Origin of the sequence: Phenylobacterium sp. LjRoot219 (assembly GCF_964252995.1) — a bacterium.
Classification (GTDB): Bacteria; Pseudomonadota; Alphaproteobacteria; order Caulobacterales; family Caulobacteraceae; genus Phenylobacterium.
Window position 1 is genome coordinate 3,257,708 of record NZ_CAXUQI020000001.1, and the last position, 12,706, is coordinate 3,270,413.

The window sequence follows — 12,706 nt, forward strand, 5'->3', positions numbered from 1 at the left end:
AATGGTTGAGCCGATGATCTACCTGGTTCGACACGGCGAGACGGAGTTCAACCGCGAGCGCCGGCTGCAAGGGCACGTGGATTCCCCGCTGACCGACCTCGGCCGTCGCCAGGTCGAGGCCGTGGGCGCGCAGCTCAAGGCGCTGATCGGCGCAGAGCGCGGCTGGCGCATCCTGGCCAGCCCGCTCGGCCGCACCCGGCGCACCGCCGAGATCCTCGCCGAACGCATCGGCCTGACGCAGATCGAGGTCGAGCCGCGGCTGATCGAGCTGAGCTGGGGCGACTGGGACGGGCGCCTGCGCGCCGACCTCGCCGCCGCCTGCCCGACCTTCGGCCGCAGCAACTGGGCTTTCCACGCGCCGACCGGCGAGACCTATCCGGCGATGTGCGCCCGGCTGGCCGGCTGGCTCGCCGAACTGCCGCCGGAAGCCGAGCGGCGGATCATCGCCGTCAGCCACGGCGTCACCGGGCGGGTGCTGCGCGGCGTCTACGCCGGCCTGCCGATCGAGACGGTGATGACCCACGACGCGCCGCAGGATGCGGTGTTCCAGCTGGCCGACGGCGAGATCCGGAAGATCGCCTGCGCGCTCGCCGCCTGAGGGCCTAGTTCAGCAGCCGGGCCCGCAGCTTCGGCGCCAGCTGCAGCCGATGCCCCCGCTCCGGCCCGCTCATCCGCGTCATGCCGACGGCGAGCAACGCCGTCGCCAGGCCGAGCGCGAAGGCGCCGGCGACCGCCAGCGACAAGCCCGCCGGCCCGAAGGTCATCGGCCTGGGCTCCATCCAGTGGACCAGCTCGCCGGTCGGCTCATCCGGCATGACCTCGTCGTAGTCTTCGTAGCGGATATCGCTCATGACCTGACCTTCGCTATCGCCCTTTCCCGCTAACCCGCGCCTCCGGCAGGGGTTCCGCGCGCGCCGCACGGAGGGTAGAAGCGAACGGACCCTCCATTTGAAGCCGCCGAACGGACATGGCCGGACACTCAAAGTTCAAGAACATCATGCACCGCAAGGGCCGCCAGGACGCGGTCCGCTCGAAGCTGTTCTCCAAGCTGTCGCGGGAGATCACCGTGGCGGCGAAGGCCGGCATGCCCGACCCGGCGATGAACCCGCGGCTGCGGCTGGCGATCGCCAACGCCAAGGCCGAGTCGGTGTCCAAGGACCTGATCGACCGGGCGATCAAGAAGGCTCAGGGCGGCGACGCCGAGACCTATGAAGAGATCCGCTACGAGGGCTTCGGCCCCGGCGGCGTCGGCGTGATCGTCGAGGTGCTGACCGACAACCGCAATCGCGCGGCCGCCAACGTCCGCTCGATCTTCAGCAAGAACGGCGGCAACCTGGGCGAGACCGGCTCCGTCTCCTTCATGTTCGACCGCGCCGGCCAGATCGTCTATCCGGCCGCCGTCGGCTCCGAGGACAAGGTGATGGAAGCCGCGATCGAGGCCGGCGCCGACGACGTCGAGTCCGACGAGGAAACCCACACCATCTTCACCGCCTTCGAGCAGCTCTCGGAAGTGGCCCAGGCGCTGGAAGGCGCGCTCGGCGCGCCGAAGTCGACCGGCATCGTCTGGCGGCCGAAGACGCCGACCCCGGTTTCGGGCGACGCCGTCAGCACCCTGCTGAAGCTGATCGACGCGCTGGAAGACGACGACGACGTGCAGAACGTCTATTCCAACGAGGACATCTCCGAGGCCGAGCTCGAAAAGCTGGCTTCGTAAGTAGGGCCCGAGCGCCGCATGCCCCGACGCCAGGATGACCCGCGGGTCACCGACCTCCGCCGCTACCGCCAGGCGCGCGAACAGGCGCGCCGTCGCCCGCCGCCCAGGCCGCCCAACGAGCGGCTGCTGGGCGGCCGGCCGCGCGCCGGCCTGATCCTGGCGCTGGCGGTGCTCGCCCTGGCGGCGCTGATGATCCTGCCGATGCTGCGCTGAGTACGCCCGCACGCATGGCGAGGCTCTCCGACCGGACGGCGAACGCGCTGGTGCTGGGCGCGGTGATCGCCGGCTTCTTGGCGCTGATGGCGATCGGCCTGCTCGGCGTCCGCGTGACCCAGCAGAACCTCAACTTCACCGATCAGGTCGCCCACACCTACGAGGTGCAGGACGCGATCTCCGAGTACCGCATCCTCAACGAGCAGGTGGAGACCGCCAGGCGCGGCTACCTGCTGTCGCGGGACGCCAGCTTCGCCCAAACCTTCCAGGCCAGCATCGCCCAGTTGCCGCAGTCGCTGCAGCGCATCGAAGACCTCACTCGTGACAACCCGGCGCAGCAGGCGCGGGTCGCCCGCGCCCGGGAACTGATGCAGCGGCAGCTTGCGGCGGCGCGCGCCTCAGTGGCGCTGGGCCGGGCGAGCTCCGCCGACTTCGAGCAGGACATCGCCGTCCGCGAGACCCGCGCCTTGCGCGCGCTCACGCTGGAGATGTCCCAGGACGAGGCCGGCAAGCTGGCGCAGCGCAACACCGAGCGGCTGAGCTCGGTCGAGCAGCTGATCGCGGTGATCGCCGTCGCCGGCGTGCTGACGCTCGCCATTGCCATCGGCTCGCTGTGGGTGATCCGGCGCTACACCCGCGACCTGACCGCCTCGCGCGACGCGCTCAGCCGGCTCAACGCCAGTCTGGAGGACGAGGTCGCCGGACGGACCGCCGAGCTGCGCCGCGCCAACGAGGAGATCCAGCGCTTCGCCTACATCGTCTCGCACGACCTGCGCTCGCCGCTGGTCAATGTGATGGGCTTCACCAGCGAGCTGGAGGCGGCGGCCAAACCGCTCAACGCCCTGATCGAGCGCGTCGAGGCCGAAGCCCCGGAGCTGCTCTCGGCCGACGCCAAGCTGGCGGTGACCAGCGACCTGCCGGAATCGCTGGGCTTCATCCGCGCCTCGACCCAGAAGATGGACCGGCTGATCAACGCAATCCTGCGGCTCTCGCGCGAAGGCCGCCGGGTGCTGACCCCCGAGCCGGTCGACCTCGGCGCGCTATTCACCGGCGTGGCCGGGTCGCTGAAGCACCGCGCCGACGAGCTGGGCGCGGTGATCGAGGTCGCGCCGAACCTGCCGGTGGTGGTCAGCGACCGGCTGGCGATGGAGCAGGTCTTCTCCAACCTGGTCGAGAACGCGCTCAAATACCTGAAGCCCGGCCGGCCGGGCCGCATCGAGGTGCGCGCCCAGCGGCGCGGCGAGCGGGTCGTGGTCGAGGTCGTCGACAACGGCCGCGGCATCGACACCAAGGATCACGGCCGGATCTTCGACCTGTTCCGCCGCTCCGGCGTGCAGGATCAGCCGGGCGAAGGCATCGGCCTGGCGCACGTCCGGGCCCTCGGCTACCGGCTTGGTGCGACAATCACGGTCGAGTCCACCCTTGACGCCGGCGCGACGTTCCGCGTTTCACTGCCTGTAACACTCAGTCCGGAAGCCGTTACCGCATGAACGACACGCGACACGTCACCATCGTCATGGTCGAGGACGACGAAGGGCACGCGCGGCTGATCGAGCGGAACATCCGCCGGGCCGGAATCATGAACGAGATCCGCCACTTCGCCGACGGCGGTTCGGCGCTGAAATACCTGCACGAGGACCTCAGCGGGCCGGCGTTCAATGGCCCCGCCCTGGTGCTGCTCGACCTGAACCTGCCGGACATGAGCGGTACCGAGATCCTCGCCGACATCAAGTCGAACGAGCGGCTGCGCCGTACGCCGGTGGTGGTGCTGACGACCACCGACGACAAGGTCGAGATCCAGCGCTGCTACGACCTGGGCTGCAACGTCTACATCACCAAGCCGGTGAACTACGAAAGCTTCGCCGACGCGATCCGCCAGCTCGGCCTGTTCCTCTCGGTGATCCAGGTGCCCGACATCGAGGCCGGCGCTTGAGCGAGGCGGTCCGCCGCGTTCTCTACATCGACGACGACGAGGGGCTCAGGCGTCTCGTCGCGCGCGCGCTGACGCGCCGCGGCTACGAGGTGACGCTCGCCGCCAACGGCGACGAGGGCCTCGCGCTGGCCCGCACCGACCGCTTCGACGTCATCGCGCTCGACCACTACATGCCCGGCCTCAGTGGGGTCGAAACGCTGACGGCGCTGCTCGCCGGCCGTCCCGATGCGCCGCCGATCGTCTATGTGACCGGTTCCGACGAGACTCGCGTCGCCGTCGCCGCGCTGAAGGCCGGGGCGGCGGACTATGTGGTCAAGGTGGTCAGCGACGAGTTCTTCGACCTGCTCGACAACGCCTTTTCCCAGGCGCTCGAGCAGGTGCGGCTGCGCCGCCAGACGGCCGAGGCCGAAGAGGCGCTGCGCGCCAGCAACCAGCGCCTGCAGGCTTTGCTGCGCGAGGTCAACCACCGGGTCGCCAACAGCCTGCAACTGGTCTCGGCCTTCGTGCATCTGCAGGCCGGCGCGGTGACCGACGAGGCGGCGCGCGCGGCGCTGCAGGACACCCAGCGGCGCATCGAGGCGATCGGCCAGGTGCACCGCCGGCTCTACACCTCCGACGACGTGGAGGCGGTGGACATGGCCGCCTACCTCAATTCCCTGGTTCGCGAGCTAGCCGACAGCTGGTCCGGCGCCGTCGGCCTGCGGCTGACGGCCGAGCCGGTGCGTCTCGACACCGACCGTGCGGTCTCGCTGGGCGTCATCGTCAACGAGCTGATCACCAACGCCTGCAAGTACGCCTACGGCCCCGGCGAGGCGGGCGAGGTGCGGATCATCCTGACGCATGACGCCGAACAGGGGCTGCGGCTGGTGGTCGAGGACGACGGCCGCGGCTGGACGCCCGGCGAGCCGGCGCAGGGCACCGGGCTCGGCGCGCGCGTGATCCGCGCGATGGCCGAAAGCCTCGGGGCGCAGATCGCCTACGACCCGCAGCACCGCGGCGTGCGCGCGACCCTGACCGCGCCGCTCTAACCCCGCTCGGCCGCCTCGGGCGACTCGGCGGGCGGCTCGGCCGGTTGCGAAATCAGGTTGATCACCCGCACCGGGCGCTTGCGATAGGCGGCTTCGAGCCGGACGCAGAACGCCTCCAGCACCGGGCTGGCCGGGGCGTAGCGGGCGTGCTTGTCCTCGCGGGCCACCAGGCCGCTCGCCTCGAAGCGCCGCAGGTTGTCTTCGACTAGGCTGGTGCTGGCGCGCAGCTCGCGCACCAGCTCGGCCGTCGACCAGCGCCGCGCCGGGTCGCGACGCAGGAGCAACAACAGCTCCAACGCCCAGACCGAGCGGACATGCTTACGCACAAAGCCGATGATATCGGAGTCGATCGCCAAACGCGGTCCTCGGCCCGGAACTGAATGGGAGCGCGGTCCGCGCCGTAAGCCGGTGTGCCCTGGGGCCGCACCGGCGCGCGTCGGCAAAACTAACGGCTCAGCCCGCCGGAGCAAGCTGAGCCTTGGACACTTTTGATCGTGTCACGAGCCTGTGACTGGGGCCCTCAGGCGGCCATCCGGAAGGTCCACGGCTGGCTGCGGCCCTGGGCGGCGGCGAACTGCGCCTCGGCGAACTCCCAGTTGGCGACGCTGTCGAACCAGCGCTCGATGAAGCTCTTCCGGTCCTGCTTATAGTCCAGGTAGTAGGCGTGCTCCCACACGTCGCAGACCAGCAGCGGCGTGCGGCGGTCGTGCGCCAGGGTGCCGGCGTCGTGCGTCGACAGCACCACGAGGTTGGCGCCGTCGGCGGCCAGCCAGGCCCAGCCGGACGCGAAGTGGTCGGCGCCCTCGGCCACGAACTTCTCGCGCAGCGCCGGCAGGCCACCGAACGCCTGGGAGATCGCGGCGGCCAGCTCGCCCTGCGGATCGCGCCGCTTCGGCGTCATGCAATCCCAGAAGAAGGCGTGGTTCCAGGCCTGGGCGGCGTTGTTGAACAGCTTCGGCAGGCCGCGGCGCTCGGCCTCGGCGACGACGTCTTCGAGGCTGCGGCCTTCCAGTCCGGCCTCGGCCACCAGCTTGTTGGCGTTCTCGACGTACTTGGCGTGATGCTTGTCGTGGTGGACGTGCATGGTGTCGGCCGAGATGGTCGGCGACAGGGCGTCATAAGCGTACGGCAGTTCGGGGAGGGTGATCATCAACGGACTCCAGGATTGGCCGACTCGCGCGCGACGGTCCGCGCCGTGCCGGCGCGAGCGGCGCGATCCAAACCCCCCAGGCGATATATCGTTCCCAGATACATCGCGCCAAGATGTTTATTGAGGACCCAGACCGGGCCCGCCGGGAGCCTTTGGGCCCTACTCGCCGTGGGTCGAGATCGGCGCGCCGGGATCGACCGGCGGACGGACCGCGGGACGCGGCGGCGGAACCGGCTCGGCCGGCGGGGACGCCACGGCCGGCGGCAGCTCCAGGGTCGGCACGCTCAGCGCCGGCGCCTCGGGCGGCGCAGACGTCGCCGGCGCGACCGTCGACGGCACGGACGCGGGCGCAGCGGCCTGCGGCTCGACCGGGGCGGCGGCCGGACGCGCGGTGCGCCGGGCGGTCGACGCGACCGGGTCGGCGGCGCCGGGGCGGCGGCCGGCGGCAGCGGCTGCGGATCTGATCGTCCCCGCCGGCGCGGGTCCGGGCGCGGCGTCGGCGAGCGACGGGGCCGGTGTCGGCGCGGCCGGCTGGATGGCGATGTCGGGCCCTGCCGGCGCGGGTTCCGGCGCGCGGCCGCGCAGCGCCAGTACGGCGGCCAAGGCGGCCGCCACGGCGACGGCGACGGCGCCGGCCACGATCAGCGGCTTGCGGCCGCCGCGACGCCCCGCTGTCGACGGATCCGCGCGCGGGATGAACAGCGGCTCGGCCGACGCCGGCGCCGGCGATCTCGAGCGGCGGCGGGGGCCTCGGCGGCCGGCGGCGGGGCGGCGGCGGCGACGGGCGACCACCTCCACCTCGGCGACCTGCATCGGGGGAATTCCCGCCGGTTGCGGCGGCTCGGCCGGCGCGGGCTGCGCCGGCTCAGGCGCGGCGAAGACCGGGCTGACGATAGACGGGGTCACGACAGGAGACGGGGTCACGACAGGCGGTTCGGCCGCCGGCGGCTCGGCCGCGCGCGGCGGCATGCCGGCGACGCCGCTCATCGGCCCGCCGAAGAATCCGGGCCCCGCGCCGCCGCTCAGCACGTTGCGCGGTTGGGTCACCAGCCCCGCGGGCGTCGGGCGCGGCGCGGGCGGCGGCTTCGGCGCGTCGCCCTTCGGCAGCGGCCCGATACGGAACGGCGCCTGGCGCATCGTCGGCCAGGCCGAGGGACGGGCGAAGGGATTGTTGTCGTCGTCTTGGGTCAACGGCACGCTCTGTACTTTCCGCGCGGACCCATGGGGCCGGACTTTGCCGGGAGTGTGGCGCCGCATTGACCCTTTCGGTCCGCGCCCCCACCTTTGCGACAGGTGACCGAAACCGTCCAGCCCTCCCCCGCCTCCGCCCCGCCCCGTCCGGTCAACGCCGTCGGCGGCGCCCTGCTGCTGATCTGGGCGGCGCTCGGCTTTGCGCTGGTGCAGCTCAGCGCGCCACCGGGGATCCTGACCTTCGGCTTCATCATGCTGGGCTGGGTGCTCAGCGTGATGGCCCACGAGTTCAGCCATGCGGCGGTGGCCTATCTCGGCGGCGACGTGACGGTCGCCGAGAAGGGCTACCTTTCGTTCGATCCGCGCCGTTACGGCGACGTCGGCGTCAGCCTGGTGATCCCGCTGCTGGCGCTGGCGCTGGGCGGCGTCGCCCTGCCGGGCGGCGCGGTCTATCTGCGCACCGACCTGATGCGCTCGCGGCTGTGGCGTTCGGCTGCGTCCCTGGCCGGCCCGGCCGCGACCCTGGCGGTGCTGATCGTGCTGGCCAGCCTCCTGCGGCTGCTGGCCGCGGCCGGCTGGGACAGCCCGCTGGTCCCGGCGCTGACCCTGCTCGCCTTCCTGCAGGCGATGGCCCTGATCCTCAACCTGTTGCCGATTCCCGGGCTCGACGGCTTCAACGCCCTGCGTCCGTTCCTGCCCCAGGCCTGGACGCCGTACATCCGCAAGGCCGAGGGGCTGGCGATCGTCCTGCTGCTGGCCGCGGTCTTCCTGGTGCCGGGGGCCGGCGCGCTGCTGTTCGGCGCCGCCGCGACCCTGAGCCTGGCGGTGGGCCTCGACCCCGCCGCGATCAGCGAAGGCTGGCGTGCGTTCCACTTCTGGCGCTGACCGGTTCTGGCGCTGATGGCGGCGCGCGCTAAGCTTCGGCCATGACCGAACCCAGCCGCCGCGACCTCCTGGCGCTCGCCGCCGCCCTCGTCGCCCAGTCCGCCTTTACCCCAGCCTTCGCCCAGACCGAGGGCTTCGCGACCACGCCGGTGGCCCTGACCACCCCGCTCGGCCGGATCGTCATCGCCCTGGAGACGCAGCGCGCGCCGATCACCAGCGCCAACTTCCTGCGCTACGTCGACCGCAAGCTCTACGACGGGGCGAGCTTCTATCGCGCCTCGCGGCCGCCGAACCCAACCTCCGCCGACCGTGGGCTGGTGCAGGGCGGCTTGCGCAACCTGCCGGACCGGCTGCTGCCGCCGATCGCCCATGAGAGCACCCGGCAGACCGGCCTCGCCCACCTCGACGGGACCATCTCGATGGGCCGCCACGCGCCGGGCACCGCCCAGGCCGACTGGTTCATCTGCCTCGGCGCGCAGAGCTATCTCGACGCCGACGACCAGCAGCCGGGCTTCGCCGCCTTCGGCCGCGTGACCGAGGGGCTGGAGATCGTGAAGCAGATCCTGCTGATGCCGGTCGACCCGAACCAGGGGACGGGCTCGATGAAGGGCGAGATCCTGCAGACGCCCGTGCCGATCACCACCGCGCGGCGGGTCTAAGAGCGCACAAAAAACCCCTCCCTTTGCGAGGGAGGGGTGGACCGCGAGCGGTCAGCTCGCCTGGGGCGAGCGGTCCCTCCCCATGAGGGGGAGGGAGAATTGCCTTAGGCGTCGGCCTTCACGCGCTTCTTGCGGAAGCTCGGGTTCAGCACCTGCTTGCGCAGGCGGATCGACTTCGGGGTCACCTCGACCAGCTCGTCGTCCTCGATGTAGGCGATGGCCTGCTCGAGCGTCATGCGGCGCGGCGGGGTCAGGCGGATCGCCTCGTCCTTGCCGGAGGCGCGGACGTTGGTGAGCTGCTTGGCCTTCATCGGGTTGACGTCGAGGTCGTCGGCGCGGCTGTTCTCGCCGATGATCATGCCCTCGTAGGTCTTCTCGCCGGCGCCGACGAACATGGTCCCGCGCTCTTCCAGGTTCCACAGCGCATAGGCCGCGGTCTCGCCGTCGGAGTTGGAGATCAGCACGCCCTTACGGCCGGCGTCGATCGCGCCCTTGTAGGGCTCGTAGTGGCTGAACACGCGGTTCAGCACGCCCGAGCCGCGGGTGTCGGTCAGGAACTCGCCCTGATAGCCGATCAGCGACCGCGACGGCGACATCAGGCTGATCCGGGTCTTGCCGGCGCCCGACGGGCCCATGTCCTTCAGCTCGGCCTTACGCGCCGACAGCTTCTCGATGACGATGCCGGTGAACTCGTCGTCGACGTCGATCATCACCTCTTCGACCGGCTCCAGCTTCTGTCCGGTCTCAGGATCGGTCTGGAACACCACCCGCGGACGGCTGATGGAGACTTCGAAGCCCTCGCGACGCATGCCTTCGATCAGCACGCCCAGCTGCAGTTCGCCACGGCCGGCGACCTCGTAGGCGTCCTTCTCGCTGGTCTCGGTGACCCGAATGGCGACGTTGGACTCCGCTTCCTTGAACAGGCGCGCGGCGATGACCCGGCTCTGCACCTTGTCGCCTTCGCGGCCGGCCAGCGGGCTGTCGTTGACCGACACGGTCATCGAGATGGTCGGCGGGTCGATCGGCTGGGCCGGCAGCGCCTCGGTGACTTCCATGGCGCACAGGGTGTCGGCGACGGTGGCCTTCGACAGGCCGGCGATGGCGACGATGTCGCCGGCTTCGGCGTCGTCGATCGGCTGACGCTTCAGGCCGCGGAAGGCCAGCACCTTGGTGATCCGGCCGCGCTCGATTTCCTTGCCGTCCAGCGACAGGGCGTGGATGGCCATGCCGGGCACGGCCTTGCCGGACTCGATGCGGCCGGTCAGCAGACGGCCCAGGAACGGGTCGTTCTCGATCAGCACCGACAGGATCTGGAACGGCTTGTCCTTGTTGGCGACGACCTTGGGCTCGGGCACGTGGCGCACGATCAGGTCGAACAGCGGGGCCAGGTTGTCGTTCGGCTTGGCCATGTCCAGCGTGGCCCAGCCGTTCTTGCCCGAGGCGTAGATGTGCGGGAAGTCGAGCTGTTCGTCGGTCGCGCCCATGGCGGCGAACAGGTCGAAGGCCTCGTTCAGCACCCGGTCGGGATCGGCGTGCGGCCGGTCGACCTTGTTCAGGCAGAGGATGGGCCGCAGGCCCATCTTCAGCGCCTTGCCGAGCACGAACTTGGTCTGCGGCATGACGCCTTCCTCGGCGTCGACCAGGATGACGCAGCCATCCACCATGCCCAGGATCCGCTCCACCTCGCCGCCGAAGTCGGCGTGGCCGGGGGTGTCGATGATGTTGATGCGGGTCTCGCCCGCCTCACCGTGCCAGAGCACGCTGGTGCACTTGGCCAGGATGGTGATGCCGCGCTCGCGCTCCTGGTCGTTGGAGTCCATGGCGCGTTCGACCGTCGCCTCGTTGGCTCGGAACACGCCGGACTGGGCGAGGAGCTGGTCGACCAGGGTAGTCTTGCCGTGGTCGACGTGGGCGATAATGGCGATGTTGCGGAGCGACATGGTATTTTAGGTCTCGGACGAGCGGAAAGGCGGGCTTTTAGGCGAGAGAGGCTCTCGCCGCCAGCTTGGAGTTGAATTGCGACGCAGCGACGAATGCGCCCGGCGGCGCTTCCATTGTGCAGCGCAGCAATATAGGCGAGATGCCCTCGCCCGCAAACCCCTGTTCTTGCAGGGCAATCAGCGCAGCTGCCAGCCCTATGAGCAAAATTTAATGCTGTTCAGGTTGTCGCGTTGTGCATCGCACCGTATAAATCGGCCTGTGAGGCGTCGCTGACGCCTTTGCCCTTCCTGGGCGTTTCCTCCCTAATGACTTGCCGCGCCCCCGGGCGCGGCTTTTTTTTTGCTACGCGCGTCGCAGCCAAGCTCCGCCCCCCGCTGTCATCCCGGTTTTCGCGCAGCGAAAGACCGGGCCCCAAGCACACCGCGCGGCACGGCGGGACGCGGCCCCGCCGTCGCACTTCATTCGAATGCGCCGTGTGCTTGGGTCCCGGACATGCCGCTTCGCGTCATTCCGGGATGACAGCGATAAGAGAGGCGACCTCAGTCCGCCTGCAGCGCGCTCCAGTCGGCCGTGGCCAGCGCCGTGGTCAGCCGCTCCATGTCGGCCTTCAGCCGGGCGAACCCCTTGGTCGGCTCGAGCGTGCCTTCATTCAGATAGAGCCCGCGGTTGATCTCGATCTGCAGGGCGTGGACCCGCCGCGTCGGCCGGCCGTAGTGCTCGGTCGTGTAGCCGCCGGCGTAGGGCGAGTTGCGCGCCACCCGGTAGCCCATCGTCTCCAGTTCGTGCTCCACCGCGGCGGTCAGCACGCCGGCGCAGGCCGCGCCGAAGCGGTCGCCCAGCACGAAGTCGCTCGGCCGGTCGCGCCCGGCGCGGGCCGCGGCCGACGGCATCGAATGCCAGTCGACCAGGATGGCGAAGCCGTGCGCGGCGCGGGCCTCGGCGATCAGCTGCTCGAGCGCGACGTGATACGGCCGGTGCGCCTGGTCGATCCGCCCGCGGGCCTCGGCGAAGGTCAGCTTGCGGGCGTAGATCTCCTGGCCTTCGGAGACCACCCGGGCGATCGCGCCCAGGCCGGCGGCGACCCGCGCGGTGCGCGCCCGGGCGAAGGCCGGCAGCTCGTCGACGAACATCGCCGGGTCGAGCTCGAAGGCCTCGCGGTTGAGGTCGATATAGGCCCGCGCGTAGCGGGCGACGATCACCGCTGCGCCCAGCGCGTCGGCGCGGCCGATCAGGTCGTCGACCAGCACATCCTCGGAGCGGCGAATCGCGTGCGCGTCGAGCACCGCGGCGGCCATCATGTCGTCCGGATAGTGCCGGCCCGAGTGCGGCGAGGCGAACACCAGGGGCGTCGGCGGCGGTTCGCCCGCTGCGACTGCGCGTCGCAGCTCGAAGGCCGGCGCGCCGGTCGGTTCGGGCGCGTCGGCGCGGAGGGGCTCCCAGGCGTTCATCGCCTCCATACAACGCCGAGCGTTCACGCCGTCAAAGGGTTCATCGCGCTTTTACGCTTAAACCGTTATGCTCGGCCGTTCAGCTCGACCATTCCGACCCAAAGACCAGGCGCCCATGCCCCGCATTCTGCTCGCTGAAGATGACGATTCCCTGCGCGGCTTCCTGGCGCGCGCGCTCGAGCGCGCCGGCTATGAGGTGACCGCCTGCGCCGACGGCGACGAGGCCGCCGCGGTGCTCGACCAGAACTGGGACCTGCTGCTGACCGACATCGTCATGCCCGGTCTCGACGGCATCGAGGTGGCCCGTCAGGCGGCCGCCAAGCATCCGGGCCTGCGCATCATGTTCATCACCGGCTTCGCCGCGGTGGCGCTGGCCGCCGGCGAGAGCGCTCCGGCGGGGGCCAAGGTGCTCTCCAAACCGATCCACCTGCGCGAGATCGTCCATGAAGTTGACCGGATGATCGCCGCCTAGCACAGTGGCGCTTGCATCGGTCGGGACTGCTCGTTATATCCCCGGCCTCCCCGCTCCCGGTTCGCCGGGAGG

Annotated in this window: 15 protein-coding genes; 9 read left to right on the forward strand and 6 right to left on the reverse strand. The window is 70.6% G+C overall.

Annotation, left to right across the window (positions count from 1 at the left end; all coding sequences use genetic code 11):
* The first annotated feature begins 1 nt into the window (after nucleotide 1).
* Nucleotides 2–598, forward strand: coding sequence for a histidine phosphatase family protein (locus ACSQ14_RS15915; RefSeq protein WP_436014468.1), 597 nt, complete (start codon nucleotides 2–4; stop codon nucleotides 596–598).
* Nucleotides 599–602: 4 nt separating this feature from the next.
* On the opposite strand, the gene ACSQ14_RS15920 is transcribed toward ACSQ14_RS15915, so the two are convergent.
* On the reverse strand, nucleotides 603–851 hold the full coding sequence (locus ACSQ14_RS15920; protein WP_436014470.1) for a hypothetical protein: 249 nt from the start codon (nucleotides 849–851) through the stop codon (nucleotides 603–605).
* A 116-nt stretch (nucleotides 852–967) separates the two neighbouring features.
* On the opposite strand from ACSQ14_RS15920, the gene ACSQ14_RS15925 reads away from it, so the two are divergent.
* From ACSQ14_RS15925 to ACSQ14_RS15945, 5 genes are read left to right on the forward strand one after another with little or no spacing between them, the layout of a single operon-like run.
* On the forward strand, nucleotides 968–1,714 hold the full coding sequence (locus ACSQ14_RS15925; protein WP_436014472.1) for a YebC/PmpR family DNA-binding transcriptional regulator: 747 nt from the start codon (nucleotides 968–970) through the stop codon (nucleotides 1,712–1,714).
* 18 nt (nucleotides 1,715–1,732) lie between these two features.
* On the forward strand, nucleotides 1,733–1,927 hold the full coding sequence (locus tag ACSQ14_RS15930) for a hypothetical protein (protein ID WP_436014474.1): 195 nt from the start codon (nucleotides 1,733–1,735) through the stop codon (nucleotides 1,925–1,927).
* A 14-nt stretch (nucleotides 1,928–1,941) separates the two neighbouring features.
* On the forward strand, nucleotides 1,942–3,417 hold the full coding sequence (locus ACSQ14_RS15935; protein ID WP_436014476.1) for a sensor histidine kinase: 1,476 nt from the start codon (nucleotides 1,942–1,944) through the stop codon (nucleotides 3,415–3,417).
* The gene (locus ACSQ14_RS15940) at nucleotides 3,414–3,860 is read left to right on the forward strand and encodes a response regulator (protein WP_436014478.1); all 447 of its coding nucleotides are present in this window, start codon (nucleotides 3,414–3,416) and stop codon (nucleotides 3,858–3,860) included. Before ACSQ14_RS15935 ends, ACSQ14_RS15940 begins: the two co-directional genes overlap by 4 nt.
* On the forward strand, nucleotides 3,857–4,888 hold the full coding sequence (locus ACSQ14_RS15945) for a sensor histidine kinase (RefSeq protein ID WP_436014480.1): 1,032 nt from the start codon (nucleotides 3,857–3,859) through the stop codon (nucleotides 4,886–4,888). Before ACSQ14_RS15940 ends, ACSQ14_RS15945 begins: the two co-directional genes overlap by 4 nt.
* On the opposite strand, the gene ACSQ14_RS15950 is transcribed toward ACSQ14_RS15945, so the two are convergent.
* The 3 genes from ACSQ14_RS15950 to ACSQ14_RS15960 all read right to left on the reverse strand — a co-directional run bounded on the left by ACSQ14_RS15950 (nucleotide 4,885) and on the right by ACSQ14_RS15960 (nucleotide 7,229).
* Entirely contained in the window at nucleotides 4,885–5,244 is a 360-nt protein-coding gene (locus ACSQ14_RS15950; RefSeq protein ID WP_436014482.1) for a hypothetical protein, read from the reverse strand. The two genes, ACSQ14_RS15945 and ACSQ14_RS15950, sit on opposite strands and share 4 nt — an antisense overlap.
* Before the next feature lie 164 nt (nucleotides 5,245–5,408).
* The gene (locus tag ACSQ14_RS15955; RefSeq protein ID WP_436014484.1) at nucleotides 5,409–6,038 is read right to left on the reverse strand and encodes a superoxide dismutase; all 630 of its coding nucleotides are present in this window, start codon (nucleotides 6,036–6,038) and stop codon (nucleotides 5,409–5,411) included.
* 159 nt (nucleotides 6,039–6,197) lie between these two features.
* Nucleotides 6,198–7,229 (reverse strand): hypothetical protein, encoded by a 1,032-nt coding sequence (locus tag ACSQ14_RS15960; RefSeq protein ID WP_436014486.1) that lies wholly within the window; start codon nucleotides 7,227–7,229, stop codon nucleotides 6,198–6,200.
* Nucleotides 7,230–7,331: 102 nt separating this feature from the next.
* Between ACSQ14_RS15960 and ACSQ14_RS15965 the strand changes: the two genes are divergently transcribed.
* Both ACSQ14_RS15965 and ACSQ14_RS15970 read left to right on the forward strand, forming a co-directional pair.
* Nucleotides 7,332–8,114 (forward strand): site-2 protease family protein, encoded by a 783-nt coding sequence (locus ACSQ14_RS15965; RefSeq protein WP_436014488.1) that lies wholly within the window; start codon nucleotides 7,332–7,334, stop codon nucleotides 8,112–8,114.
* 41 nt (nucleotides 8,115–8,155) lie between these two features.
* Nucleotides 8,156–8,773: a peptidylprolyl isomerase gene (locus ACSQ14_RS15970; protein WP_436014490.1), complete on the forward strand. Its 618-nt coding sequence runs from the start codon at nucleotides 8,156–8,158 to the stop codon at nucleotides 8,771–8,773.
* A gap of 104 nt (nucleotides 8,774–8,877) precedes the next feature.
* On the opposite strand, the gene typA is transcribed toward ACSQ14_RS15970, so the two are convergent.
* Both typA and ACSQ14_RS15980 read right to left on the reverse strand, forming a co-directional pair.
* Nucleotides 8,878–10,713, reverse strand: a complete 1,836-nt coding sequence (gene typA / locus ACSQ14_RS15975) for a translational GTPase TypA (RefSeq protein ID WP_436014492.1) — start codon at nucleotides 10,711–10,713, stop codon at nucleotides 8,878–8,880.
* 540 nt (nucleotides 10,714–11,253) lie between these two features.
* Nucleotides 11,254–12,162: an N-formylglutamate amidohydrolase gene (locus tag ACSQ14_RS15980; RefSeq protein WP_436014494.1), complete on the reverse strand. Its 909-nt coding sequence runs from the start codon at nucleotides 12,160–12,162 to the stop codon at nucleotides 11,254–11,256.
* A gap of 115 nt (nucleotides 12,163–12,277) precedes the next feature.
* Here ACSQ14_RS15980 and cpdR point away from each other — a divergent pair, with 115 nt between their 5' ends.
* Nucleotides 12,278–12,634 carry a cell cycle two-component system response regulator CpdR gene (cpdR, locus tag ACSQ14_RS15985; RefSeq protein WP_436014496.1) on the forward strand — a complete coding sequence of 119 codons (357 nt, stop codon included), beginning with the start codon at nucleotides 12,278–12,280 and terminating at the stop codon, nucleotides 12,632–12,634.
* The last annotated feature ends 72 nt before the right edge of the window (nucleotides 12,635–12,706 follow it).

Excerpts from the sequence above, each read along its gene's own strand:
- ACSQ14_RS15915 (WP_436014468.1), top strand. The coding sequence starts at position 2 with ATGGTTGAGCCGATGATCTACCTGGTTCGACACGGCGAGACGGAGTTC.
- ACSQ14_RS15920 (WP_436014470.1), bottom strand. The coding sequence starts at position 851 with ATGAGCGATATCCGCTACGAAGACTACGACGAGGTCATGCCGGATGAG.
- ACSQ14_RS15925 (WP_436014472.1), top strand. The coding sequence starts at position 968 with ATGGCCGGACACTCAAAGTTCAAGAACATCATGCACCGCAAGGGCCGC.
- ACSQ14_RS15930 (WP_436014474.1), top strand. The coding sequence starts at position 1,733 with ATGCCCCGACGCCAGGATGACCCGCGGGTCACCGACCTCCGCCGCTAC.
- ACSQ14_RS15935 (WP_436014476.1), top strand. The coding sequence starts at position 1,942 with ATGGCGAGGCTCTCCGACCGGACGGCGAACGCGCTGGTGCTGGGCGCG.
- ACSQ14_RS15940 (WP_436014478.1), top strand. The coding sequence starts at position 3,414 with ATGAACGACACGCGACACGTCACCATCGTCATGGTCGAGGACGACGAA.
- ACSQ14_RS15955 (WP_436014484.1), bottom strand. The coding sequence starts at position 6,038 with ATGATCACCCTCCCCGAACTGCCGTACGCTTATGACGCCCTGTCGCCG.
- ACSQ14_RS15970 (WP_436014490.1), top strand. The coding sequence starts at position 8,156 with ATGACCGAACCCAGCCGCCGCGACCTCCTGGCGCTCGCCGCCGCCCTC.
- typA (WP_436014492.1), bottom strand. The coding sequence starts at position 10,713 with ATGTCGCTCCGCAACATCGCCATTATCGCCCACGTCGACCACGGCAAG.
- ACSQ14_RS15980 (WP_436014494.1), bottom strand. The coding sequence starts at position 12,162 with ATGAACGCCTGGGAGCCCCTCCGCGCCGACGCGCCCGAACCGACCGGC.
- cpdR (WP_436014496.1), top strand. The coding sequence starts at position 12,278 with ATGCCCCGCATTCTGCTCGCTGAAGATGACGATTCCCTGCGCGGCTTC.